Source organism: Sphaerisporangium corydalis (assembly GCF_025506355.1).
GTDB lineage: Bacteria > Actinomycetota > Actinomycetes > Streptosporangiales > Streptosporangiaceae > Sphaerisporangium > Sphaerisporangium corydalis.
Genome location: NZ_JANZYP010000004.1, coordinates 143,957 through 167,910 on the forward strand (window position 1 = coordinate 143,957; position 23,954 = coordinate 167,910).

The window sequence follows — 23,954 nt, forward strand, 5'->3', positions numbered from 1 at the left end:
GGGAGCGTCTCCCTCTCGATCAAGCCATGCGGTCAGCCGTGGCGGCGATGAGTGCCGCTGACTCTTCTGGAGTCAGTGCTGCCTTGTGCAGATAGTCGTACGCTTGAGCGAAATTTCCAACCCGGTCAGACTCGACATAAATACAACCGGCACGCGTCTCCGTGAACGCTATGTCCGAATATGGGACCGCCATGCCAAAGATCATGAACGGTCCACGTGGGCTGGCGTGGGCTCCGGCGCTGAAGGGCAGCACCCGAATGGCGATATTCGGCCGCGCCCCGAGGTGGACGAGGTGCTGGAGTTGCGTACGCATCACCGGCGCGCCACCGACGACGCGGCACAACAAGGCCTCGTCCAATATGGCGGCGAATCGCATGGGTTCCTCTCTGGTGAGCACCTGCTGACGGATCATGCGAAATCGCACCCAGCGCGCGACGTAGGCCGGGTCCGCTTCCGGGTCAGCCGCCCTGATCACGGCTTCCGCGTACTCGGCTGTCTGAAGGAGACCAGGGATCACCAGCACGTCGAACGAGCGCAATGTCTCGGCACGCGATTCCAGCCAGGCGTGATCGATGACCTTTCCCGAGGTCTCTCCGGCATAGTCGTCCCACCAGCCTTTCTGCCAGATGTCGCGGCTGAGCCGTTCCAGGCCGTCGCGGACGTCGGGGTCGTCGACTCCGTAGAGGTTGAGCAGCGCCAGCACATCGGGTACCCGCGCCGGGGTGAGGCCCTGCTCCCATCGGCTGAGCGCCGCCTGGTCGCGTTGGACGTGGTCCCCCGCCTCCCGGAGCGTCAGCTTGGCGGCTTCTCGTAGCTCGCGAAGTTGCTTGCCGAGCCATTGGGCACGAAGTGTCGGGCCTTTCCTCGGTGCCACGCGCTCTCCCTGTTGATCCTCAAAATGGATGATTTGGCCGATTGCAGCCATTTCTCAATTCAGTTTTCGCTCAATATTGCGCAGCGGTCGAACAGCTGTCACTCTACTGCTGAGGGCTCCATTACGCAGTGCGATGGCGCGAACTCACAAAGGTATGAATAAGGGCCGGGGTGGGTAATTTGTCCATTGACTGGCCCTTTGCCGATGAATACCAGAGAAAGGAGTGATTCGATGGATCAGCGAACCGATTCCAGCGTGCCGACTGTCCATCACGGCGACGGGGAGTACACGAACGGGCCCTGGTCGCGGATGGAGAGTCAGGCCCGGTTGTTCGCGTTGTTGCGGTATGCGGATGAGGAGTGCGGGGACGAGGGGGGCGTGGAGTTGTACGGGGTGCAGTTGCCTGGGGGTGCGGCGGCGACGATCACCGTGAAGGGGCGGCCGCACGGGTGCTGGTCGAGTATCGATCGGGCGGCGGACCGGCTCGGGCTGGACCTGGTCTGGCTCGATCCCAGCGCCGGCCGCTGACGCCGACGGTCAAAGCCGGGCCCGCGCCCCGGCCACGGCCGGTTCCGATCACCAGCGCCTGCTGAACGTTCCCATGGATTGGTGACTATAATTCTGGTCATGACGACGATTCCGTTGGCTGATGCCAAGGCGCGGCTGTCCGCGGTGCTGGATGAGGTTCGCGACACGCACGAGCGGGTCGTGATCACGCGTAACGGCCGCCCGGAGGCGGTCATCATGTCGGTGTCCGATCTGAACGCGCTGGAGGAGACCTTGGACCTGCTGTCCACTCCGGGGGCGCTCGAAGAGATACACGAGGCGGAGAGCGAGATCGCCCGTGGTGAGGCGACCGGCGCCGATGAGCTGCGCCGCTTGATGGCCGAGCGGGCGCGCATTGACCAGGCGGACATGTGAGCGACGAAGCGTACGCTTTGTCGCTGGCCCGTTCGGCGCGCCGCGTCCTGGTCGAAGGTCCCCCACGGGGGCTCCCTCTGGCGGTGGCGACGGCGGTGAGCGAATTCTTGACGGGACCGCTGCTGGACAACCCCCAGCGAGTCGGCAAGCCGCTCACTCGGGAGCTGAGCGACTACCACTCCGCCAGGCGTGGCGCCTACCGGGTCGTCTACCGCGTCGACGAGGACAGCCGGATCGTTCACGTCCTGCGGGTCGACCATCGCTCCGACGTCTACCGCACTCACTGAGCGTGGGAGTGCGCATGGCGGGAACTGGAGGGCGGGAGTGGGTGGAGAGGGATAGGTTTGGGGGGTAAGGGGCGGCTCTTGGACGTGCTTCCTTCTTCATCTTTCAAATGGCTCTAGCGCGTCCGCTCTCCGCCCCTTCGTCATGTCCTGCGGGAGGGGGTGGCCGTGGATCCGGTGGCCGAGGTGCTGTTGCGGAGGCGGCGGCGGGTGGCGGCCGGGGTGATCGCGGCTGAGCCGTTCTCGGCGGAGACGACCGGGGGACGGCCGCATCGGGGGGCCGTGTTGAAGCCCGCGGTGGGCTCGGGCGTGGTGGCGCTGGAGGCGGAGCTGTTGCAGGCCGGGTTCCTGCTGTCCGCCGAGCTGCACCAATGGCTGGCCGGTACCGATGCCACCGAGCTGAGCAGGGTGGGGCACCATCTCGTGCGCGCGATCCTGGCCGAGCTGGGGGCGGACGTCCAGCATGTCCCGCTGTTTCGTGACTTCCCGAGAAGCGTGCCAACGGACACCGCCGAGTTCTACGTCCGGCGCGTATTCACGCTTCTGCTCCAGGAGTCGGAGCGGCCGTGCGTGCTGTGCGGGACGGCCGGCACCGTGCACCCCGTCGCGCCGTGCGCGCACCTGGTCTGCCGGACCTGCTGGGACGGCGCCGTCTTCAGCGCCTGCCCGATCTGCCACCGCCGCGTCGACCCGGACGACCCCTTCCTGCGCCCGGCGGACGATCCGGTGGCCGAGGCCACCACCGCACGGGCTCCCCGGACGCAACTGACCGTGCTGGGGTTGTGCGAGGACGCGGAGGCGGCGTCCCGTGACCTGCTGGAGGGCCTGCTCGCCCGGCAGACCCCCCTGTCGGCGGAGGACCGGGCCGACGTCATGACGCTCGTCGAGCGGAACCGGCCCGCCTCGGGCGGGTGGCTGCCCGAGACCATCCCGCTCCGGGAGACCCGGGCGACCGTCCTGGCGGCGCTGATCGCGGACGGCGATGCCGATGACCTGCTCGCCCGGCACACCGACACCGCGACCGACGTGCTGCGCCTGCTGTACGCGCTGATGGGCGGCGACCCGGGTTTGCGCACTCCTCCGCCGCGCCGTACGACGCTCCCCCGCGGCCTGCGGCGTGCCCTTCTCGGCCGGCTGGACGCGATGCCCATGGCACGCCTGACCGAGGACGTGCTCCGCTACACAGGGCCGTGGACCCGTATGGCCGAGGTCCTGCACCCGCACGAGCACCACCTGCGGTTCCCCGGCGCGGCGCTGGCGTTCGCGGTCCTGCGGGGGACGCGGCTGGACGCGGAGACCCCCTTCGGGCGGGCCATGCTCTCCCAGGCCGCCCGCCACCCCGGCGTCCTGCGGGTCGACGGCCGCCGGCTGCGGACCGTCACGTTCGCCGCCCAGGTCGAGAACGCCCTGCGGGACGGCGACCTCGCGACGGCCCTCGCCCTGCTGGCGCGACGCCCCGGCGAGCTGCTGCGGCGCCTGTCCCACCTGCTACGGCTGGTCCAGCCATCAGGTTCCACGAGGGCGAGCGAGCAGGGCGCCCTCGCGCCTGGTGTCCCCGTACGGGACGTCGTCGGGGCGGGTTCGCTTCTGGCCGTGCTGGAGGAGGCGGTACGGAAGGTGGCGCCCGGGGTGGTGGTGGCCACGCTCGGGCAGGTGCGGACGCCATCGGGTGGCACCCGGTTGTTCCAGCCGCGCGGCGGTGCCCTGTTCTGGGCGCAGCCCGACTCCCGGCCCGAGCTGCCCGCCCGGCTGGTCGGTGACGTCGCGGACGTGCTCACCCGTGAGATGCTGCGGCGCGCCGGCACGCTGCCGCCGCTGGACAGGGTCGTGCTGGACGAGGGGCTCACCGACCTCATCGCCCCGGCGTCCGAGCGGAGCGCCACCTCGGCCCTGGTACGGATCGCGCGCGGCGGCCTGCAGCCGATCCCGCGCGGGGAGCGGATCCGGCTGTTCCTGCACTGGACCGAGCCCGAGGGCACCCGCGTCGACCTCGACCTGTCGGTTGCGGTGTACGACGAGCGGTGGGAGTTCGTCGGGCTGTGCGACTACACCAGCCTGCGCATTGGCGGCGACGCGGCGGTGCACTCCGGCGACCTGACGTCGGCCCCCGGGCCGCTCGGGTCGTCGGAGTTCGTCGACCTCGACGTGCGTGCCCTGCGCGAGCTGGGCGGCCGGTACGTCATGCCGGTCGTGTTCAGCTTCGACGACGTTCCGTTCGACCAGCTCGTCCGCGGGTTCGCCGGGTTCATGGAGAGCCCCGCGGGCCTGTTCGACCCGCTCGCGGTCCGCCAGCGCTTCGACCTGGCCGGACCGGCCAAGACCCTGGTCCCCCTGGTGGCCGACCTGTGGTCGCGGACCATGCGCTGGGCCGACCTCAACCTGAGCACCAGGGGCCGGGGCCACGACGTCGACGGGTACGCCGCACAGCTCGCCCGGCTCGGGTCGGCGCTGGAGGACTTCTACGGCCTGGGCGAGCGCGTCACCCTGTGGGAGGTGGCCTGCTGGCACGCCGCCGCCCGCGCCGGGGAGGTTCTCGTACGGCGGGGCGACGGCGCGCCCCTGCGCTACGCGAGGCGCGCCGGTGAGGACGCGTGGGCGTTCGCCTCCCGGCTGATGGCGGCGCGCGATCCCGACGGCACCGTGGACGGCCCGGTGGGCGCGGCCTCTCTGGCGGCGGTGATCGACGGGGACGTGGCGCTCGCGCCCGGGGCCGAGGTCTACGCGCTGTACCCGGACCGGCTGGAGGGCACCGGCCTGCGACTGCTGGACGCCGCCGACCTGCTCAGCGGCCTGGCCGTGGAACCCGAGGAGGTCGGGGGCGGTGAGGTGCTCTCCTCGGCGGGGTCGACCGCCGGCGCGGTCGAGGTTCAGAAGCGGTAGTCGAGGCCAAGTAGGCGACCGTCCTGCTCCAGGGGCGATCGTCGCGGATCACGCGGTTGCGGGCGGATCACCCGGTTGCGGAGGGTTCAGAAGCGGTAGTGGAGGATGCGGCCGATTCTGCGGAGGAAGTAGAAGCGGTTCATCACGGCGAGGGCGGCGCGGTAGCCGGCGGGGAAGCGTTCCACCTCGGGGACGTCGGAGAAGAAGAGCTCTGAGACCAGGTGGAGGCGGGGGTTGGCGGCGGTGAGTTCGGCGGGGTCGTCCAGGCCCCAGTGGAGTGTGGCGCCGGTGGCCCTGAGCTGCGGCTGGAAGCGGCTCAGTTTCACGGCGAGGTGGCTGATGGCGTCGAAGACGATGTCGCCGGAGGGGAACCGGCCGGTGATCCCGCGCAGCAGGGCGTCGACCTCGCCCGGGGTGAGGTACATCATCAGGCCCTCGGCGACGACCAGGACGGGGCCGTCAGCGGGGACCGGTTCCATCCAGCCCGGGTCGGTGGCGGGCAGCCCGATCATCGTGTAGCCGGGGCGGGGCGGGAACAGGCGCTCGCGCAGCGCGATGATCTCGGGGAAGTCGACGTCGAACCATCGCACGGTCGGCGGCGGGTCGAGGCGGTAGACGCGGGTGTCCAGGCCACAGGCCAGGTGAACGACGGTCGTGCCCGTGGCCGTGTCGAGATGGGCGGCCGTCGGGTCTGGGGCCTTGTCGATGCGGGCGGCCGTCGTTTTCGGGGCCGCCGTGTCGAGTTGGGTGGTCGTTTCCGGGGCCGTGTCGGAGTGGGGGGCCGTCGCGTCCGGGGTCGGGGGTAGGTGGGCGGCGGTGATGGTGTCCAGGGTCTTGGCCCGGATGGCCACGCCCAGGGCATCGGTGGAGCGCATCTTGAGCTTGTGGAAGTCGTAGTCGAGGCGCTCGACCGCCTGCTCGGCGAGCGGGTCCCGCAGGACCGGGTCCTCCGAGCGGCTGTGCACGGCGCGGCCGTACAGGGTGATGAGGAGGGTCTCCTTCTCCTTGGTGAGGCGAGTCTCCTTGGTGAGGTGAAGCTTCTCGTTCCCCATGCCTTCAATGTAGCCCCGGCGACCTCCCCCTCCCCGGCCACCGTACGAGGCGCCGTATTCCCGGTTAACGGTCTAGAGCGCATAATGGCTAGAGCCCGTCGATGGACAGCAACCTGTTGTGAGTGGTCGCGGGGACACCGGTCAAGACGTCCGTCTCCGCCTCATCGATCATCCATTTCACGATGGTGGCCACCGGCTTGTCGCCGTACTTCTCCTTGTACAGTGCGGCGATCCCAGTGGCATAGGGAGCAGCGAAGGAAGTCCCGTCGCCGATCTTGCCGCCGCCCCCTTTCCGGGCCGAGACGACCGCGTAACCCGGCGCGAGCATGTCGACGCAGGGGCCGACGTTACTGAACGAGGCCAGCGCGTCCCGGTAGGTTGTGGCACCGACCGCCAGCACCCGAGGGGCGCCCGCCGGAGACACGTTGCAAGCGTCGGCGCGGCTGTTCCCGGCCGCCGCAGCCACAAAGACCCCGGCGTCGGCCAGCTCGGTGACCGCAGCGTTGGTCGCGGCGGACTTCGAGCCGCCGAACGAGAGGTTGGCGACCGCCGGTTTGACGGCATTCGCCGCGATCCAATCAAGCCCGGCGATGATCCCCGAGTAGGTCCCGGACCCATCACAGCCAAGGACGCGGACCGGAACGAGCTTGACGCCGGTGGCCACACCCCAGGTCGTGCCGCCCACGATGCCGGCCACCTGAGTGCCATGCCCCAGACAGTCGGCTGTGCCCTTACCGTCCTGGATGACGCTGTAGCCAGGAACGATGCGACCGGTGAACTCGCTGTGACCCGCCTCGATGCCACTGTCGAGGATGTACGCGGTCACCCCGGTTCCATGGTGTGCAGGCTTGAAGACGTGGTCGAGCGGCAGACGACGCTGGTTGAGGCGATCCAGACCCCACGAGTAGTCAGGGACCGCCGGAGGCGGACTGCCCGACGACCCCGCCATCCCCTCTTGCGGATCGAAAGCCTCAGCGAGCGCGTCCTCCTCGATCGCGATGACCTGAGGACTGAGACGCACCTTGGTCAGCTCGGCAGGCGTCAGCCGCACCGCGAAACCGCTCGCCACGAGCTGATAGCTGTACAAGGGGGTGACGCCTAAAGGAACGATCACGTCCGAGGTGCCCACGCCCGGTTTGAGCCGCACGATGTACTGACCGGCTATGGCCGAGGCGGCGGGGGCCCTCGTCACCTCGACCATCCCACGGTACGGTGCCGCCTCAGCCGGGAACATCACCAAAATGCCGAGCAGGAACGACAACCCCGCCAATCCGCGTAGCACGCTCCCTGTGCTCACGCGGATGACTCCTGCCTGACGCGTCCTCATCGCGGCCACTCCATCCCCCGGCCGCCATCTCACGATCGGCCCGACCACAACGATAACGATCAGCTACAGCGAGTAGTCGGCACTGGCCTCTCACGACATGGACTCACCCTGGTCAAGATCACCTATGTCGGACACCCGTTCGAGAGGACCGACATGATCAACCACCCCCGCATCCCTCACGGTCTTCAAGAAGCGACGCCAGCCGGATCGTTCCTAAAGAAGATCGCATTCATGGACACGCAATCACTCAACGCAGAAGTCTCAAGGCCGTACACGACGACGCGAACAACAGGGGGTGGCCGAGGTCGGGTTGGTCGGCAGGGCCGGTAGGCCTTGAAAGAACTGCCCGAGCCGAAGGTGAGGACCTTTTCAGCCTGGCCCGGCGCCGTATTCGGCCTGGCTTGGCGCCGTACAGGGCGCCGGATCCCCAGCGGAGCGCCGTCGGCGCACGCACGCCCTTCCGGGGGCGGTCGAACGCACGCCCGGAGCCGGGCGGTCCGGCGCGGGGCGTGCGTTCGATTTGGCTCCCTGGTGCTGCTCGTCGCGGCGGGCGCTTCTCCCGCGCCATGCCCGTTCCGTGACGGGTCAGGAACCAGGGCGATGGGAGTTCTAGCCCTCGCGCGTCTTGGTCATCGTGTTCCTCCTTTCTCCTCTACGTCTCCGCGGCGGTTGCGGAGAGGGACGCCCGCGAATCCGGGGTTCAGCGGGCAAGTTCGGCGTTCATGGGACTGGGCGACCGCAGCGCGCGGGTCCAGGTGAGAGCGGGCTGGGCGCCGATGACGACGGCCGCCGCCCCGGCCACGGCCACCGTGACCGCGGGGCCGATCACGTCGGCCAGCGCGCCCGCGGCCAGCGTGCCCAGGCCCTGTGCAGTGATCAGCCCGGACGACATGACCCCGAGGCCCTGCGCGCGGCTCTCGTCCGGCACGATCCGCACGAACGACGCGCCCACCTGCAACTGGTAGCTCATCGCCAGGGCACCGCAGAACGCGAAGATCACAATGGAGGCGACCAGCCCAGGGTGGAACACGCAGAGGATCAGCGGCAGGCCGGTGATCGCGCCCAGGAGCCCGACCGTCTTGACCCTGATCCGTTCCGGTACCAGCCGGCCGAAGACGAAGGCGCCGATGACGCTGCCCACGGGATCGCTGGCCAGGATCAGGCCGACCGCGACCGATCCCGCGCCGAGGGTGGCCGCGTACGGGGCGGCGAGGCCCTCGGGCGCGACGTGGAAGCCCGCCAGCCAGCACAGCGCGGTGAGGGAGCGCAACCGGGGATCACGCCACACCACCATGAGCCCGCTACCAGGCGAGATGCGTTTCCGGTCCTCCCTTGCCATCGCCGGGCGATGACGGCACCCGAACGCGATCAGGAGCGCGGCGGCCACGAACGTCACCGCGTCGATCGCCAGTCCGCTGGACGCGCCGACCCGCGCGACCAGCACGCCGCCACCAGCGAATCCCGCGACCTGCGCCGACTGGATGATGATGTGGCGGATCACCAGCCCCGCCGTGTACCTGTCACCCGTGAGGACGTCGGCGAGGAACGCGAGTTGCGCGGCCTTGTACGGGCCACGCAGGAACGTCACCGCCGACAGCAGCGCGCACATCGGCAGCAGCGGCATGCCGGGGATCGCCATCAGGCCGAGGAACGCCGCGCACAGCAGGTCCAGGGTGATCATCACTTCGCGACGCGGATACCGGTCGGCCAGGCCGCCCAACAGGACGCCGCCCAGCATCGAGGGCAGGAACGTCAGGGCGTAGGTCAGCCCCGTCAGGCCGGCGGAGGATGTGCGCTGGTAGACCAGGATCGTCAGCGCGACCCGGGCCAGCTGGTCGCCGATCCAGGAGAGCAGTTCCGCCGCGCACAGGGCGCGGAATTCGCCGACCGCCAGGACCACCCGAAGGCTCACACGATCCGCAGAATCCATCATCGTCCGCTGACAACACCTCTCCGCGGCCCGGCTGGGGGAGATATTCCACGCAGTTTTGAGCAACCCCTCACGTGTTGTTCGAGCGATTCTCCAAAAACCGCCGGCGCGATATTCCGCCGTCTGATCCGAGTCTTTCGGAGCGACCGGAAACGATCAACGCTCGATTCTCGAACGCTCGATTAGCCGGGCTAATCGGCTGGCCGGGGCTGATCGGCGCCGAAGCACCGCCGGTAGGTGGCGGCGAGCCGGGCGAAGGCGCGGACGGCGGCGTTGTCGGCCGCCGTCAGCCAGACCGGGACGATGACCATGGGCGGCATGTCGGAGATCGGGACCACAGTGAGGCCAGGAAAGGGAAAGCGTTCCAGAAGGGGGGCCACCGTGCAGTGGAGGCCACGGCCTCGGGCGACGAGGGTGAGCACGTCCTCGACGAGGATTTCGGTTCTGCCGGTCAGGGTGGTGAAGTCGTCGGCGGTGAACGTCAGCGGGCGGCCCGAGGGCGTGAACCGGGGTGTCCATCGGTCGCGGAGAAGCGAACTCTCGGTGGCCGGGAATTCCACCAACTCGTGGCCCGCGAGATCCTCCAGGCTCACCGCCAGGCGCCCGGCCAGCGGATGGCCGGCCGGGAGCAGAATGCCACGCGGCACCTCGGCGAGCACCGGCCCGACGGTCAGATCGTGCGCCCGCACCGCCCGCCCGTCACCACCGGGCGACCACACCAGCGCCACATCGACGTCGCCGTTCTTGAGCGCGCCCGCCGGGATGAGGGTCTCGCGGAACGTGCTGGCGTTGAGGGTGACCGTGCACGGGGCGTGCTGGGCCTCGAAGGCGGTGGCCACGCGGGTGGCGAACTCACCGCCTATGGTCGGCGCGTAGGCGACGCGCAGCCGCCTGCCGGTGTCCAGCGCGGCGGCCTGGCACTCCCGCAAAGTGCGGACGAGCTCGTCGTACCCCTGCGTCGCGCCCTGGCGGAACCGCTCCCCGAGAGCGGTCAGCCGGACCTGCCGGCTGGTGCGCTCGAACAGCGCCGCGCCGACCTCGCGTTCGAGTGCCTGGATCGTCTGGCTCACCCGCCCCTGGGAGAGGTGCAGGCGTGCCGCGGTCCGCCCGAAATGGAGTTCCTCGGACAGTGCCAGGAACGTCTCGACCCCGCGCAGTTCCACTACGACCACCTGACCGTCGGCCGGACATCCGAAGCGCGGCGCGCCGCCGCGATCACGCCCCTCCCCCGTCGCGCACGCCGAGGGTGCGGGCGGCGTGCTCGATCCACGTGGCCAGGAAGACGTCCCGGTCCAGGTCGCCAGGGGTGTGCCCGATGAGGATGTTCAGGAGCGGGAAGTACGTCAGCGACGAGATCAGCACGGTGGCGGTCGCATGCGGGTCGGCGGCCTCCACGAGGCCGAGCTCACGCTGGGCGGCGATCCACTGGGCGCACTCGTGGTAGAGGCTCGCGACCACGCCCTGCCACATCCGCTCGAAGATGTCGGGGAACCCGGTGAACTCCCGCAGCATGATCCGGACCAGGTCCCGGTCGGCCTCGATGACGCCCCAGACGACGGTCGCCATCAGGTGGAGCGCCTCGCGCGGGTCGGCGGGCGCCCGCGCGACGGTTTCGCGGTTGCGCTCGGTCATCGTCTCCAGGTTCCGCTGGACGGCGGCCTCCAGCAGCGCCTTCTTGGAGGGGAAGTGCTTGTAGAGCGCACCGGATCCCGCGGTCAGCCCGCAGGCGACCTGGATGTCGGCCACCGACGTCGCGTCGTACCCCCTGGTCGCGAACAGCCGGATGGCCTCGGTGAGGATGCGTTCCCGCGTCAGGCCAGGGGTGGTTCTCGCCATAGTGAGAGAGTACTCTCTTTCTATGGTCGAAGTCACCGTGCGAGAGGTCATCCGCTGCACGCCGGAGGAGTTCCTGGAGTTCGTGATGGATCCGGAACGGTACGCGGAGGTCGACGACAAGATCGGGCCGATCGACTGGGTGCGCCGCACCGGCGACGTCACCGAGTTCAGGTTCCGGCCCGCCCTGCCGGGGGTCCCCGGGCCCGCTCCGAAGCTGGTGTCACAGATGCGGCTCACCCCGGGCGAGCGGGTCGATGTCCGGTACGCGCCACTGCCGCGCAACAGGCTCAACCACCGCCTGTCGCGGTTCGCGGCGAGTTTCGCCGCCGAACGCATCGACGGCGGCACCCGGGTCACGCGGACGATCTCGATAGATTTCGCCCCCTTCGTGAGGTGGATGCTGGAACCGATCCTGCGCCGCCGCCTCCCTGCGGACATCGAGAAGGAGATCCGCCAGGCCAGGAACCGCCTCGAAGCGGAAGCAGGTTGAGCGCGGGGACCCGGACGACGACGGGCCGCGGCCTTAACTAGGCTGCCAGATGTGGTGATCCCGGCACGACCCACGGTCCGCGACGGCGCGCCGGCCGTCATCGGCATCGTCCTCGTCGCGCTCGGATCATGGCGGGCCGCCACCTGGCAGCAGGCGCCCCGTCCGCTCGACGCGTGGGCCTTGCTGCTCATCGGCGTGGCCGCCGGCGTCCTCGCCTGGCGGCGCTCGGCCCCGATGCCGGCCCTGACCGTCAGCACGGTCGCCACCAGCGGCTATCTCCTTCTCGGCTATGCGTACGGCCCGATCCTGCTGTGCGCGGGGTGGGCGATGTTCGAGGTCGCCCGGCGGCGGCCATTACGGTCGTCCGCCGTGACCGGGGTGATCGTGGCGCTGGTGTCGGTGGCCGCGGTGCTGCCGAGGCTGTCCGGCGAGGTGCGCCTGCTCGTGGTGGCGCTGGCGTTGTGGGCCGGGTGCTGGCTGGCGCTGCCGTGGTCGCTGGGCGCCGTCGTGTACGTCCGGACGATGGCGGCCGATCAGGCACGGCGCGACCTGGTCGAACGGACGGCGCTCGAGGAGCGGATCCGGGTGTCCCGGGAGGTGCATGACGTCGCCGGGCACGGGTTCGCGGTGATCGCCATGCAGGCCGCCGTGGCCCTGGTCGTGCTCGACGAACGGCCCGAGCAGGCGCGCGCCTCGCTGGAGGCGATCCGCGCCACCAGCACGGCGGCGCTGGACGAGCTCCGCGGCGTCCTGCACCTGGAGCGGCCGTCCGAGCCGGTTCCGGGCGACGGCGTGCGGGACCTCGTGCCCCTGGTGGAGCGGGCGCGTGCCGCCGGGCTGCCGGTGGACCTGCGGCTGGGCGACGTCGAAGGCGTGCCGGCCGAGGTGGGAGAGATCATCTACAAGGTGGTGCGCGAGTCGCTGACCAATGTCATGCGGCACACCGGGCGGGCCGGGGCCACGGTCACCGTCGGCCACGAGAACGGGCGACTGGCGGCGGCGATCGTCGACCGGGGAACGGGCCCGGCCCCCGGCGGCGCGGGTCAGGGCTTGCCGCCCGGCAGCGCGGGTATGAGCCCGGCGCCCGGCGACGCGGGTATGGGCCTGGGGCCCGGCGACGCGGGTGTGGGTCTGGCGCCCGGCGACGCGGGTATAAGCCTGCCGCCTGGCGACGCGGGTCTGGGTCTGGCCGGGATGCGGGCGCGCGTCGAGGCCGCCGGGGGTGGCTTCACCGCCGGTGCCCGGGACGGCGGCGGCTTCGCCGTGCGGGTGTGGTTCCCCTCGCCGGGGGGTGCCGGGTGATCCGGGTGGTCGTGGCCGACGATCAGTCGCTGGTGCGGATGGGGCTGTGCGTGCTGATCGAGCGCGAGCCCGACATCGAGCTGGCCGGTGAGGCGGGCGACGGTTTCGCGACCCTTGAGCTGGTGCGCCGCACGCGCCCGGACGTCGTGCTGCTGGACATCCGGATGCCCGGCATGGACGGGCTGGACGTGTCACGAGCGATCACCGCCGACCCCGGCCTGTCCGGCACCAAGGTGGTGATCGTGACGACGTTCGAGACCGACGATTACGTCATCGCCGCCCTGCGGGCCGGCGCCGGCGGGTTCGTGCTGAAGGACGCCGACCCCGCCGACCTGATCCGGGCGATCCGGGTCGTCTGGGCCGGCGACGCGCTGCTCTCCCCGTCGGTCACCCGCCGCCTGATCGGCCTCCTGAGCGGGCACGTGACCGGCGGCATCGCGCCGGGCCCGTCCCTGGACGCGCTGACCGCGCGCGAGCGCGACATCGTCGCGTGGGTGGCCACGGGCCGGTCCAACGACGAGATCGCCGCCGAGCTGTTCATCAGCCCAGCGACGGTCCGCACCCATGTCGGGCGCGCGATGCTCAAGCTTCGGGCGCGCGACCGCGCCCAGCTCGTGGTCTTCGCCGTCCAGGCCGGGCTGACCGTTCCGGGGGTACGGAAGGGCTGACGCCGAGCGGGCCCGCCGCCGCGATCGCCGCACGGGCGCGGCATCCGGGTCGTGGTGTGCGTCACCACCGATGGCGCCTCCGGCCGTGGCGTGAAGTCGCCGTCCATGAGGCATCCGGCCCACGCGCGGAGTCACCGCCGGCCGGCGGCGCGGTAGCCGTCGCGGGTGGCGATCACACCTGTGACCAGTGCCGTCAGCACACCGACCAGCTGGATGACCGAGCCGATCGACACGCTCGCCCCGTGGTCGCCCACCAGGTTGCCCACCCCGGTCGGGCTGATCAGGAACCCGACGATCACGAACAGCCCGAGAAGGCTCCCGACGGCCGGCGACCACCGCCACGGGGTGAGGCCGACGAACAGGGCGCCCGCCAGCAGGATCAGAATCCCCGGCGGGATGGCGATCGGGAACTTCACCCCGGACGCCCAGAGGATGCCGATCCCGGCGGCCCCGACGACAAGACCCACGATCGTGTACATCCGTGCGTGTGCTTTCATGCCGCCAGCCTGCCCGCGCAGCCGTCCCACGGCGTCCCCTCCGGGCGGCAGCGAGCGTACGAAGATCTGCGTACGTCCCAAAGAAGCGCTGTCGGCGCACGCCCTCCCGCGCGCCCCTCACGACTGATCATCTTCAGGAACGTTGGCCGTTGAAACGACGAATACCCCACTGCGTGCCGATGATCTCCTCTCGGCCGAAAGCAAGGGGCCAAGCCGGAGGACGGGCGGGTCGGCAGGGCCGGTAGGCCTTGGAAATACTGCCCGAGCCGGAGGCGAGGACCTTTTCGGCTGGGCTTGGCGCGTCTGGAAGGCACTGTGTGGGGTGGGGGTGGCCGTATGTGGACGGGGGTGGGGGGTGGGGGTGGCTTTACAGGGGCGTGGTGGTGACCTTACGTTACGAACAGGTTACCCATAGTGTTTCTGGAGGTGAGTCACATGCCTGAAGGTGGTAGCGGGCGAGAGCCTGACCCGCAGGTGGCGTTCACGAACGTCCTGGCGGCGGACGCGGGCGAGACCGACGAGAGCCCGGGGGTGGCGGAGCGGGCCGTGACGACCGCGCGCGCGGGCGGGCACCTGCCGCCGCACGCCGAGCGGGCCGTCGACAGCAGGCCGCTGTCCCAGCGGTTCACCGAGCCGGAGGAGTAGTCGACATGGAGCTGCACTTCCGTAACCGCTACACCTCGAAGGTGTGGGTCGCGATCATGTTCTACAGTCCCGACGTCTGCCGCGACGACGGTAAGTGGGGCACCCGGGGCTGGTGGGCGATCGACCCGGGTGGTGAGGCGTACGTCCTCAACACCAGCAACCGGTACGCCGCGTTCTACGCCGAGGCCGCCAACGGCGCGATCTGGACCGGCCCGTACGGCCCGATCTACGTCTACCAGAACGCCTTCGACTCCTGTATCAACATCGGCAGCACCGCGGCCCGGCGGGTCGGCACCCGCCTGGTCGACCTGAACGGTTCCTCGGTCTACTACGTGAACCTCACCGCCTGACCGGAAAGCGTCCGCGAGCGGCCCCGGCACCGCGCCTTCGGGGCCCGCCCGCACCGCACCACACCACACCGGACCGGACCGTCCAGCGCGGGCGGGTCAATGAAGTTTGGGGTCGAGGGCGTCGCGGACGACGTCGCCGAGCATGAGGAAGCTCAGCACGGTGGCGGTGAGGAACAGGGCGGGGAAGACCAGCAGGTGGGGGTACTCCGCGAAGAACACCTGGGCCACGTTGAGCTGCAGCCCCCATGACACGTCGGGGTACTGGAGCCCCACCCCGAGGTAGTCCAGGGTCGCCTCGCCGGAGATGACGTTGCCGACGTTCAGCATCGCGACGACGAACACCGGGGCGATGGCGTTGGGCAGGATGTGCTTCAGCATGATCCGCAGGTCGCCGGCCCCGAGCGCCCGCGCTGCCTGGACGTAGTCGGTGTCCCTGATGGCGATCACCTGGCCGCGCATCAGCCGGGTCATGGTCGTCCACCCGAGGAGCACCAGGACGATCGTCATGGCCCAGATCCCGTGCCCGGGGAAGGCGACCAGGACGACGGTGGCCCCGAGGACGAACGGGATGCCGAAGAACACGTCGGTGACCCTGGAGATGATCGCGTCCAGCGCGCCGCCGTAGTAGCCGCCGAGCAGGCCGAGGGCGACGGCGATCAGCAGCGCGAAGACCGTGACCGCGACGCCGATGAGCACCGACGCGCGGGTGCCGTGCACGATCTGCGACCAGTAGTCGCAGCCCTGCAGGTCGTACCCGAAGATCGCGCCACCGCCGGGCCCTTTCTTGGACATCCGCAGGTTGCAGTGCTCGTTCGGTCCGAGCCGGGCGAACAGCGAGGGGAACGCGGCCATCGCGCAGGCGACGACGAGGATCACCATGGACAGCCAGAAGATGACCCGGCGGCGCAGTTCGAGCCAGGCGTCGTGCCACAGCGAGCCGCGGACGTCCCGCGCGGGCCGCGCGCCGGGCGCGGCCCCCTCCACGGAGGCCTTGAGGTCAACCACGGCGGATCCTCGGGTCGAGCACGCCGTACAGCAGGTCGACGAGCAGGCTGGCCACGATGAAGATCATCACCAGCAGGGTGGTGACGCCGACGACCACCGGGCCCTCCTGGAGCTGGATGGACTGGAAGACCTGCTGGCCGATGCCCGGCAGGTTGAAGATCCCCTCGGTGACGACGGCGCCGGCCATGAGGTTGCCGATGTCGACGCCGAGGTAGGTGACGACGGGGATGAGCGAGTTGCGCAGGGTGTGCCGGCCGATGATCCTCGACCGCCGCAGCCCCTTGGCGGCGGCGGTGCGCACGTAGTCGGCCCGCAGGTTCTCGACCACGCTGGTGCGGGTGAGCCGGGCGACGTAGGCCAGGCCGAAAGAGCCGAGGACCATGCCGGGCAGCAGATAGCTGGTGGGCCAGCCGTCGTCGGTGCCGGCGGTGGGGAACAGCCCGAGGTTGAGGCCCAGCACGATCTGGGCGGTGTACCCGACGACGAAGACCGGGACGGCGATCACGAACGTGGTCCCGGCCAGCACCGCGGTGTCGGCGAGCTTGCCCCGGCGCAGCCCGGCGACCACGCCGAGGCCGATCCCGACGACCAGCTCGAAGATCCACGCGGTGGCGGCGAGCTGCGCGGTCACCGCCCAGCGGTCGGTCAGCAGCTCGCTGACCGGCTGGCCGGTGAAGGTCTCCCCGAGGTCGCCCCGCAGGAAGACCCCGGCCATGTACAGGCCGTACTGCACGATCAGCGGGTCGTTGAGGTGGTAGTGGTCGCGCAGCGCCTGGAGCACGGCCTCGGGGACGGGTTTGTCCCCGGCGAGCGCCAGGATCGGGTCTCCGGGGAGGGAGAACACCATGGCGTAGATCAGGAACGTCGTCGCCACGAAGACCGGGACGGCCTGGAGCAGGCGGTGGACGGCGTACCTCACGGCCGCTCCCCCACGGGGGACCCTCGGCGGCCGGGGGCCGCCGGCGGGGTCCCCTTCATGCGCATCCTTACTTGACCGTGATCGTGTCGAGGTTGGGGCTGTACGGGTCGATCGTCACGTTCGTGATCTTGTTGGAGTAGCCCGCCTGATCCTGCCAGTTCCACAGCGGGATCATCGGCATCTCGGCGAGCGCCACGTCCTCGGCCTGCTGGTAGAGCGGGATGCTGGCCTCCATCGTGGCCGCCGAGTTGGCCTTGGCGATCAGGTCGGTGAACTGCTTGTTCTCCCAGCCCATCCGGTTACCGGCGCCCCACATGGATTCGAGGTAGTTCTGCGGGCTCGGGTAGTCCATGACCCAGTTGTTGCGGTACGGGCCGTCCTCCTTCTTGGCGCGCAGCGTGGCCAGGTAGTCGGCGGCCGGGATCTTGCGGAACTGGATGTCGGCGATGCCGAGGTTCTCCTTGAGCTGGTTGGCCACGGCCTGCATCCACTGCTCGTAGCTCGGGTCGGCGTTGGAGAAGTACAGGTTCAGCGTGCCGGTGAGCCCGCCGGCCTTGTCGAACAGCGCCTTGGCCTTGGCGGCGTCGTACACGCACGTCTCGCCGCAGGCGTCCTCGCGGTACCCCGGCACCAGCGGCGCCACCAGCGAGGACATCGGCTTGAAGGTGCCGTTGTACACGGCGTCCACGATGCCCTGCCGGTCGATCGACATCGAGATCGCCTTGCGCAGGTCGGCGTTCTGGAACCGCTTGTCGAACACCGGGAAGCCGAGGTAGTCCATGGTGCCGCTGGCGGTGGGCACGAACCGGTCGCCGAGCAGCTTCTTGGCCTCGGTGGCGCTCGCCGGCGGGATGGTCTGCAGCAGGTCGACCTTGCCGGCCCGCAGGTCGGTGTACGCGGTGTCGCGGCTGGCGTAGATCTTGAACTGGACCGCCGCGGACTTGGCCGGACGGGGCCCGGCGTAGCCTTCGAACCTCTTGAGCTTGATCTGCTGGTTGTGCGCCCAGTCGCCGTCCAGGGCGAAGGGGCCGTTGCCGATCGGCTTCTGGTCGTAGGTCTTGAGGTCGGTGAAGGCGGCCTTCGGCATGGGGGCGAAGCCCGTGTAGGCCAGGGTGATCGGGAACTGGCTGAACGGCGCGGTGAGGTGCACCTCGAGGGTGCTCGGGTCGACGACCTTGAGCCCGCTGAGCTTCTCGGCGGTGGGCTTGGCGCCCTCGGCCTCGGGGTTGAGCTTGTCGTACCCCTCGATGTTGGCGAAGTAGTAGTTGTTGGTCCAGGCGTTGGGCCCGTAGGCGGCGGCGTTCCAGGCGTCGGCGAAGCTGTCGGCGGTGACCGCCTCGCCGTTGTGGAACTTCTGCCCCGACTTGATCTTGATGGTCCAGGTCTGCTGGTCGTCGCTGGTCACCGACTCGGCGGCCCGCATCTGGGTCTGCCCCTTGGCGTCGATCACGACGAGCGTGTCGAACAGCGCCTGCAGCACCGTGATCGAGTAGCTGCTCGACGTGTTCCCCGGTGTGAGGTGGTCGGGCTCGGTGAGCGCGACCGAGAACGTGCCGGCCCCGGGGCCGGTGCTCTTGCCCGCCTGGTCACCACCGGTATTCTCACTGGAACCCCCGCAGGCGCCCAGGGTGAGCACCGCCGTGAGGAGGACGGCGGCACCTCGCGCCTTTTTCAGGACCGTCACTGTTCCTCTGCCTCTCCGTCGCTCCGGCGTGATGCCGGAGAGGCTAAATAGCCGGGCAGGGCTCTACATCGGAAGGTTTACGTATTCCCGGGAAAGATCTCGGTCGGGCAAGCTGAGCGTGGAGGATCAATGGATCAGATCACCCTGAGCGCACGCCACCTCCACGCGTTCACCGAAGTCGGGTTCCAGGTGGCCGGAGGGTCGGGGGCGCACGGCGCCATGACCGCGCTCCGGAAGATCATCCCGGTGGAAGCGTACGAGTTCGTCGCCTTCGACCCGGCGACGGGCCGCCACCGCAGCCTGGTGTCGTCGGGGTACGCGCGGGTCGACGAGGACGCCGCCGAGGAGTACGCGCGCCTGGACCCCTACCGGCGCGCCATGGCCTCCCGCGTCCCGCTGCCCATGGGCTCCCCCGGCACCGAGCTGTACTACCGCAGGCATCTGGAACCGTACGGGTGGCGCTCAGGGCTGACCGCTCCCCTGTTCGTCGGCGAGAGCAGGTACACCGGGCTGCTGCACGTCAACTCCCGCGAGGCGCTGCCGCCCGAGACCACCACGGTGATCAACGCGGTGTCCGGCACCCTGGCGCACGTCACCGACCTGACCCGCTGCGTGATCGACCCGGTCGGGCTGCCGCCGGGGTTCCACGCCGTCGCCTTCGAGCGCGGCGGGCGGCGGCGCGCGGTCGCCGGGCGGCCCGCCTCCGAGGCGGTGGACCGCGAGCCCGCGATGGCCGCCCTGGCCAGGGACTTCATCGACTCGCGCGAGCTGTCGCGGCGCGGGCTGTGGCTCGACCCCTCCGGCCAGTGGCGTGAGGTCCGCGTCCACCGCGCGGGGGTCGGCTTCCACGGCGCGATCCAGGGGGCGGTGATCGCCGAGCGGCCGTGCACCCTGCCCTACGACCTGACGGCCAGGGAGATCGGGGTGCTCACCCGGGTCGCCCTGGGCGACTCCAACCCGCAGATCGCGGCGGCGCTGGTGCTGAGCGTCCGCACGGTGACCACCCACCTGGAGCACATCTTCGCCAAGCTCGGCTGCGACAGCCGCACCCGCCTGACCACCAAGGTCCTCGGCGAGGGCCTGTGCCGCCTCGACCTGCCCTGACCCCGCCCTGGCCTGCCCTGACCCCGTCCTCGCACCGGCCGCGACCCGGTGCCGCCCCGCCTCGCCCCGCCCCGGCCTCGTACGGTCGTCAGCGGGCGACCCGCAGGTTGGCCTGGGGGCCGTGGGCGGCGGGGTTGAGCAGGTCGATGTGCATCTCGAACCAGACGTTGTTGGTCCCGGTCTCCCGGATGAAGCCCCAGCGGTGCGCGAGCGCCTCCAGCAGGAGCAGGCCCCGCCCCCCGGTGTCCAGCGGGGAGGAGGGGCGCCACCCGAAAGGGGGGTCGAGGGAGCCGGCGTCCTGCACGGCTATGCGCACCCAGTCGGCGGAGTAGGACACGCTCAGCGTGAAGGTGCCGCCGTCGCCCGAGTCCGAGTGCACGACGGCGTTCGTGGCGATCTCGCTGGTGAGCAGGACGCAGTCGTCGTGCAGCGGATGCCCGTTCCCCAGCGCGGACGACACGAGCCGCCGTGCGCGTGCCACGGCGTCCGGATCACCGGCGAGGTGCAGGACGCGATCACTGTCCGAATCCGTCCTGCCATATCCTGATGAAGTCATGCGACCCCCCGGTTACTGATTTGCCCGCACCTTGTAAGGACGCCGGGGTCATCAGTAGAGATGTCGCCAAAAGGTAGGAGTCTGGTGCCCGCCGAGCGTGCCCATATGGCCTAGGAGAGGGTCACTCCGTGGCCGGGGTCCGGCGGTGACAGGGCCGAGTGGTCCTCCTCGACGATGTCACCGGCCGAGCGGACGATGAGCGGGTCGGGGCTGCCGACGACCTCCTCGTCCTTGTTCTGGTAGTCGAACAGGCTGAGGACGTGGCGCATGGCCTCGATGCGGCCGCGCTTCTTGTCGTTGCTCTTGATCACGGTCCAGGGGGCGTCCTCGGTATCGGTGTTGTGGAACATGTCCTCTTTCGCCCTGGTGTACTCGTCCCACTTGTCGAGCGAGGCGAGGTCCATCGGGGACAGTTTCCACTGCCGGACCGGGTCGACCTGGCGGATGATGAACCGGGTGCGCTGCTCGCGGTGGGACACCGAGAACCACAGCTTGATCAGGTGGATGCCGTCGCGGACCAGCATCTTCTCCAGCATCGGCGCCTGGATCATGAACTCCGCGTACTCCTCAGGCGAGCAGAATCCCATGACCCACTCGACCCCGGCGCGGTTGTACCACGACCGGTCCATCAGGGCGATCTCCCCGGCGGCCGGCAGGTGGGCGACGTACCGCTGGAAGTACCACTGCGTGCGCTCGCGCTCGCTGGGCTTCTCCAGCGCCACGACGGTCGCGCCGCGCGGGTTGAGGTGCTCCATGAACCGCTTGATCGTCCCGCCCTTGCCCGCGGCGTCGCGGCCTTCGAAAAGGATCACCAGGCGCCCGCCGGTGTCCTTGATCCAGTACTGGAGCTTCAGGAGCTCGATCTGCAGCAGCCGCTTGGACTGCTCGTACTCGCTGCGTGACATGCGCTCGGTGTAGGGGTAGTGCTCGCGCCAGGTGTCCACCACGGTCCCGTCGGCGTACAGCAGGACCGGATCGTCGTCGTCGCTGGAGTCGACCCATAGCCCGGGGGTGCGGTCGAGCAGCTCGCTCGACTCGACGGCCTGCGGGTAGAGAACTTCCGAGGGGTCTGAGTCCATATCTCTAACATTACCTACGTTCGCGCCGGTCAGACGGGCCGGTGACGGCTCGGGCGGGCGGCGCCCGGCCGCCGGCGACCGGGCCGGAGGTCTCGATCGAAGTACATAGCGGGTCAAACAAGTCCTGCCACCGCCACGCGGTGCGACCATTGGAACGCAATGATCAGGTAGGTCGACGCATCCGTCTTCGACAACGGCAGAGGGGGGCGGATGGCTCTGCAGATGGCGGTCATCGACCACCGCGATCCCGGCTGCACCCTCGTGGAGATGACCGGCGCCCTGGACGCGACGAGCGGCCCCGCCGCGCAGGCCCGGCTGCGCGAGCTGATCGCCGGCGGCCGTGACCGGCTGGTCCTGGACGTGAGCGGTCTCGGGTTCTGCGACTCCGGCGGCATCTGGCTGCTGCTCGACGTCCACCGCCGGGCGGACGCGGCCGGCGGCTGGGTCCGGCTGGCCGGCGTGACCGGCTTCCTGTCACGCCTGTTCTCGATCACCCAGCTCCACGCGGCGTTCACCATCGACGCCGACGTGGCGGCCTCGCTGGCCGCCGTGGCCGCCGAGCGGAACAGCCCCGTCTCCGACTCCTGAACCGCGCGCCGGCGGTCAGGGGCGTTCGGCGGCGGCCTTGATCCTGCTCAGGGTGCCGCGCATCCCCTCCACCATCAGGGACTCACGGTCCCGGCCGAGCAGACCGGTGGACAGCACCGCGCGCACCGGCCCGATCGGCGACCCGATGTGCTCGCGCCACTCGTACAGCAGGGTGCCCGTGCCGTCGGGCACCAGGCGGTAGCCCCAGCGCATCCGCGACAGGTCGACCTCGAAGGTGAACCGGCGGGGCCGCTCCCACTCGACGACGGTGCAGGTGGTGGCCCACCGGATCAGGCCGCGCCGGTTGCGCCCCCGGAAGGAGGCGCCGACGTGCCCGCCGCCGACCCCGGCGAGCCACCGGCCGCCGGTGCTCTCGGGGCTCCACTCGCCGTAGCGGGTGACGTCGGTGACCAGGTCCCAGACCTTCTTGGGGGGTGCCTCGATCCTCGTGCACACCTCGTCCACTGCGGTGTCCTCTCAGCTCGGCCGACGGCCTCGGCCGGTCCTGGCGCGTCGTCCTCCAGGCGAAACCTACGTCCACGGGCGGGCCGGGGGAACACCGTGGGCGGTGACAGGTCAGGCCGGGGCGAGCAGGCGGACCGCCTCCAGGGCCAGGGCCAGCTCGACGATGTCGCGCGGCCGGGACACCGACCGCCCGGTGAGCTGCTCGACCCGCCGGATGCGGTTGAAGACGGTGTTGCGGTGGCAGTAGAGCTGCCCGGCGGCCCGCGCGGCCGAGCCCTCGCACCGCAGCCAGGCCGACAGGGTGGCCAGCAGGACCTCGCGGTCGGCCGGGTCCAGCGCGAGCAGCGACCCGAGGACCTCGGTGGTCAGGCGGCCGGCGAGCTCGGGCTGGCTGACCACCAGCGCCGACGGCAGCCGGCCGTCCAGGCGGGCGACCTCGGGGCCGCAGCCGGAGCAGGTGCGCATGGCCAGCTCGGCGAGCCTGCGTGCGGTGGCCAGCTCGCCGAGGCCGCCGACGACCGGGCTGACGCCCGCCGGGCCGTACACGACCGGGGTCATGCCCTCGACCAGTTCGTCCAGCGTGCCGTCGCCGAGCGCGACGACGGCCACCTCGTGCTGGGTGCGCATCCGCCACAGCAGCCGCATCGGGCCGAGCGCCCCGGGGTGGGCGTTCCTGGCGGAGGCGGGGCCGCCGAGGCCGCCCTGGCAGCTCGGGCACCCCTGGCCGGGCCGGTGGCCGTAGTGGTCGTGGCGGGCGGGCAGCCTGATTGTGACGACCGCATAACGACCGCGCTCGGGAAGGTCGAGCGCCGCCGCGGCCGAGCGTGCCACGGCCGCGTCGCCGCTGCCCTCAAGGAGGTCGTCGAGCAGGGCGTTGACCCGCTCGTTGCTGCGGCCGAGAAGCTCCTTCTCCCGCCGCCGGTAGGTCTCGGCCGCCATCAGGGCCTGCCGGTCGATCGCGTGCCAGACGTGGGTGGCCGTGCGCACCAGGGCGCCGAGCAGCTCGGGGTGCTCGCGCTCGATCAGTTCCACGAAGCCGGCCCAGGTGACCTGCGCGGCCAGGCGGTACATGCGCATGAGGGAGTCCATCGGCAGGCCCTGCTCGGCGCGGCGGCCGGCCATCTGCCGGGCGAAGGCGATGTCACGGCGCTCCTCCGGCGGCTGCAGGATCGCCTCGATGCCGATCCGCAGGCCCTCCTCGGTGCTCTTCCAGTGCTCTTCGAAGGTGACCAGCCGCCGGTAGACCTCGTCGCCCTCGCGGACGCGGGTCACCAGCTCCTCGGTCAGCTCGGGCAGCCGTTCCAGCAGGCGCGTCGCGGCGATGCACAACACGTGGCGGACCTTCTCGTCGACGTGCTCGTTTCGCTTGGCGGCCATCCTTCAGAGACTGCCACCCGCTCCCATACGGAACAAGGTTCGGTTTCGTTTCGTGACAACCCGTTGTGCGGGCGCACAACGGCCCTCCCGCGGTGGTGGGCACCGGTCCCGACTTCACCGC

Annotated in this window: 25 protein-coding genes; 11 read left to right on the top strand and 14 right to left on the bottom strand. The window is 70.3% G+C overall.

The window, feature by feature from the left end; translation table 11 throughout:
* Window positions 1–19 precede the first annotated feature (19 nt).
* Window positions 20–925 carry a helix-turn-helix domain-containing protein gene (locus tag NYZ98_RS04725; RefSeq protein WP_262841226.1) on the bottom strand — a complete coding sequence of 302 codons (906 nt, stop codon included), beginning with the start codon at window positions 923–925 and terminating at the stop codon, window positions 20–22.
* Window positions 926–1,105: 180 nt separating this feature from the next.
* Here NYZ98_RS04725 and NYZ98_RS04730 point away from each other — a divergent pair, with 180 nt between their 5' ends.
* The 4 genes from NYZ98_RS04730 to NYZ98_RS04745 all read left to right on the top strand — a co-directional run bounded on the left by NYZ98_RS04730 (window position 1,106) and on the right by NYZ98_RS04745 (window position 4,959).
* Window positions 1,106–1,402, top strand: coding sequence for a hypothetical protein (locus NYZ98_RS04730; protein ID WP_262841227.1), 297 nt, complete (start codon window positions 1,106–1,108; stop codon window positions 1,400–1,402).
* Window positions 1,403–1,501: 99 nt separating this feature from the next.
* Complete coding sequence (locus NYZ98_RS04735; protein ID WP_262841228.1) at window positions 1,502–1,795, top strand: type II toxin-antitoxin system Phd/YefM family antitoxin; 294 nt, start codon at window positions 1,502–1,504, stop codon at window positions 1,793–1,795.
* Complete coding sequence (locus NYZ98_RS04740; RefSeq protein ID WP_262841229.1) at window positions 1,792–2,082, top strand: type II toxin-antitoxin system RelE family toxin; 291 nt, start codon at window positions 1,792–1,794, stop codon at window positions 2,080–2,082. Before NYZ98_RS04735 ends, NYZ98_RS04740 begins: the two co-directional genes overlap by 4 nt.
* Window positions 2,083–2,247: 165 nt before the next feature.
* Window positions 2,248–4,959, top strand: coding sequence for an MXAN_6230/SCO0854 family RING domain-containing protein (locus NYZ98_RS04745; protein WP_262841230.1), 2,712 nt, complete (start codon window positions 2,248–2,250; stop codon window positions 4,957–4,959).
* A gap of 86 nt (window positions 4,960–5,045) precedes the next feature.
* Here NYZ98_RS04745 and NYZ98_RS04750 read toward each other — a convergent pair whose 3' ends face one another.
* From NYZ98_RS04750 to NYZ98_RS04770, 5 genes are all read right to left on the bottom strand, one after another.
* Window positions 5,046–6,011 (bottom strand): class I SAM-dependent methyltransferase, encoded by a 966-nt coding sequence (locus tag NYZ98_RS04750; RefSeq protein ID WP_262841231.1) that lies wholly within the window; start codon window positions 6,009–6,011, stop codon window positions 5,046–5,048.
* Between the two features lie 88 nt (window positions 6,012–6,099).
* Entirely contained in the window at window positions 6,100–7,308 is a 1,209-nt protein-coding gene (locus NYZ98_RS04755) for a S8 family peptidase (RefSeq protein ID WP_262841232.1), read from the bottom strand.
* A 730-nt stretch (window positions 7,309–8,038) separates the two neighbouring features.
* A complete protein-coding gene (locus NYZ98_RS04760; protein ID WP_262841233.1) occupies window positions 8,039–9,250 on the bottom strand; it encodes an MFS transporter in 1,212 nt (403 codons plus the stop codon).
* Between the two features lie 209 nt (window positions 9,251–9,459).
* On the bottom strand, window positions 9,460–10,431 hold the full coding sequence (locus tag NYZ98_RS04765) for a LysR family transcriptional regulator (protein ID WP_262841234.1): 972 nt from the start codon (window positions 10,429–10,431) through the stop codon (window positions 9,460–9,462).
* Window positions 10,432–10,483: 52 nt separating this feature from the next.
* Window positions 10,484–11,104 (bottom strand): TetR/AcrR family transcriptional regulator, encoded by a 621-nt coding sequence (locus NYZ98_RS04770; RefSeq protein ID WP_262841235.1) that lies wholly within the window; start codon window positions 11,102–11,104, stop codon window positions 10,484–10,486.
* A gap of 22 nt (window positions 11,105–11,126) precedes the next feature.
* Here NYZ98_RS04770 and NYZ98_RS04775 point away from each other — a divergent pair, with 22 nt between their 5' ends.
* Genes NYZ98_RS04775 through NYZ98_RS04785 form a run of 3 tightly spaced genes read left to right on the top strand, consistent with a single transcriptional unit; the run spans window position 11,127 to window position 13,564 of the window.
* Window positions 11,127–11,594 (top strand): SRPBCC family protein, encoded by a 468-nt coding sequence (locus NYZ98_RS04775; RefSeq protein ID WP_262841236.1) that lies wholly within the window; start codon window positions 11,127–11,129, stop codon window positions 11,592–11,594.
* 51 nt (window positions 11,595–11,645) lie between these two features.
* Window positions 11,646–12,896 (top strand): sensor histidine kinase, encoded by a 1,251-nt coding sequence (locus NYZ98_RS04780; protein ID WP_262841237.1) that lies wholly within the window; start codon window positions 11,646–11,648, stop codon window positions 12,894–12,896.
* Entirely contained in the window at window positions 12,893–13,564 is a 672-nt protein-coding gene (locus NYZ98_RS04785) for a response regulator (RefSeq protein WP_262841238.1), read from the top strand. The genes NYZ98_RS04780 and NYZ98_RS04785 overlap by 4 nt, the downstream gene beginning before the upstream one ends.
* A gap of 131 nt (window positions 13,565–13,695) precedes the next feature.
* Here the strand turns inward: NYZ98_RS04785 and NYZ98_RS04790 are convergent, their stop codons facing one another.
* Window positions 13,696–14,061, bottom strand: a complete 366-nt coding sequence (locus NYZ98_RS04790; RefSeq protein ID WP_262841239.1) for a hypothetical protein — start codon at window positions 14,059–14,061, stop codon at window positions 13,696–13,698.
* Between the two features lie 435 nt (window positions 14,062–14,496).
* Here NYZ98_RS04790 and NYZ98_RS04795 point away from each other — a divergent pair, with 435 nt between their 5' ends.
* Entirely contained in the window at window positions 14,497–14,706 is a 210-nt protein-coding gene (locus NYZ98_RS04795) for a hypothetical protein (RefSeq protein WP_262841240.1), read from the top strand.
* A 5-nt stretch (window positions 14,707–14,711) separates the two neighbouring features.
* The gene (locus NYZ98_RS04800) at window positions 14,712–15,056 is read left to right on the top strand and encodes a DUF1036 domain-containing protein (protein ID WP_262841241.1); all 345 of its coding nucleotides are present in this window, start codon (window positions 14,712–14,714) and stop codon (window positions 15,054–15,056) included.
* A 96-nt stretch (window positions 15,057–15,152) separates the two neighbouring features.
* Here NYZ98_RS04800 and NYZ98_RS04805 read toward each other — a convergent pair whose 3' ends face one another.
* The 3 genes from NYZ98_RS04805 to NYZ98_RS04815 form a co-directional block, all read right to left on the bottom strand.
* Window positions 15,153–16,061 (bottom strand): ABC transporter permease, encoded by a 909-nt coding sequence (locus tag NYZ98_RS04805; RefSeq protein ID WP_262841242.1) that lies wholly within the window; start codon window positions 16,059–16,061, stop codon window positions 15,153–15,155.
* Entirely contained in the window at window positions 16,054–16,980 is a 927-nt protein-coding gene (locus NYZ98_RS04810) for an ABC transporter permease (protein ID WP_262841243.1), read from the bottom strand. Before NYZ98_RS04810 ends, NYZ98_RS04805 begins: the two co-directional genes overlap by 8 nt.
* 67 nt (window positions 16,981–17,047) lie before the next feature.
* A complete protein-coding gene (locus tag NYZ98_RS04815; protein WP_262841244.1) occupies window positions 17,048–18,664 on the bottom strand; it encodes a peptide ABC transporter substrate-binding protein in 1,617 nt (538 codons plus the stop codon).
* 129 nt (window positions 18,665–18,793) lie between these two features.
* Here NYZ98_RS04815 and NYZ98_RS04820 point away from each other — a divergent pair, with 129 nt between their 5' ends.
* Window positions 18,794–19,768 (top strand): helix-turn-helix transcriptional regulator, encoded by a 975-nt coding sequence (locus NYZ98_RS04820; protein WP_262841245.1) that lies wholly within the window; start codon window positions 18,794–18,796, stop codon window positions 19,766–19,768.
* 88 nt (window positions 19,769–19,856) lie between these two features.
* On the opposite strand, the gene NYZ98_RS04825 is transcribed toward NYZ98_RS04820, so the two are convergent.
* Both NYZ98_RS04825 and ppk2 read right to left on the bottom strand, forming a co-directional pair.
* Window positions 19,857–20,324 (bottom strand): ATP-binding protein, encoded by a 468-nt coding sequence (locus tag NYZ98_RS04825; protein WP_262841246.1) that lies wholly within the window; start codon window positions 20,322–20,324, stop codon window positions 19,857–19,859.
* Window positions 20,325–20,434: 110 nt separating this feature from the next.
* Entirely contained in the window at window positions 20,435–21,403 is a 969-nt protein-coding gene (ppk2, locus tag NYZ98_RS04830) for a polyphosphate kinase 2 (RefSeq protein ID WP_262841247.1), read from the bottom strand.
* Between the two features lie 210 nt (window positions 21,404–21,613).
* Between ppk2 and NYZ98_RS04835 the strand changes: the two genes are divergently transcribed.
* The gene (locus NYZ98_RS04835; RefSeq protein WP_262841248.1) at window positions 21,614–21,991 is read left to right on the top strand and encodes an STAS domain-containing protein; all 378 of its coding nucleotides are present in this window, start codon (window positions 21,614–21,616) and stop codon (window positions 21,989–21,991) included.
* A 15-nt stretch (window positions 21,992–22,006) separates the two neighbouring features.
* On the opposite strand, the gene NYZ98_RS04840 is transcribed toward NYZ98_RS04835, so the two are convergent.
* Both NYZ98_RS04840 and NYZ98_RS04845 read right to left on the bottom strand, forming a co-directional pair.
* The gene (locus NYZ98_RS04840; protein ID WP_262841249.1) at window positions 22,007–22,456 is read right to left on the bottom strand and encodes an SRPBCC family protein; all 450 of its coding nucleotides are present in this window, start codon (window positions 22,454–22,456) and stop codon (window positions 22,007–22,009) included.
* Between the two features lie 111 nt (window positions 22,457–22,567).
* Window positions 22,568–23,833, bottom strand: coding sequence for a PucR family transcriptional regulator (locus NYZ98_RS04845; protein WP_262841250.1), 1,266 nt, complete (start codon window positions 23,831–23,833; stop codon window positions 22,568–22,570).
* Between the last annotated feature and the right edge of the window lie 121 nt (window positions 23,834–23,954).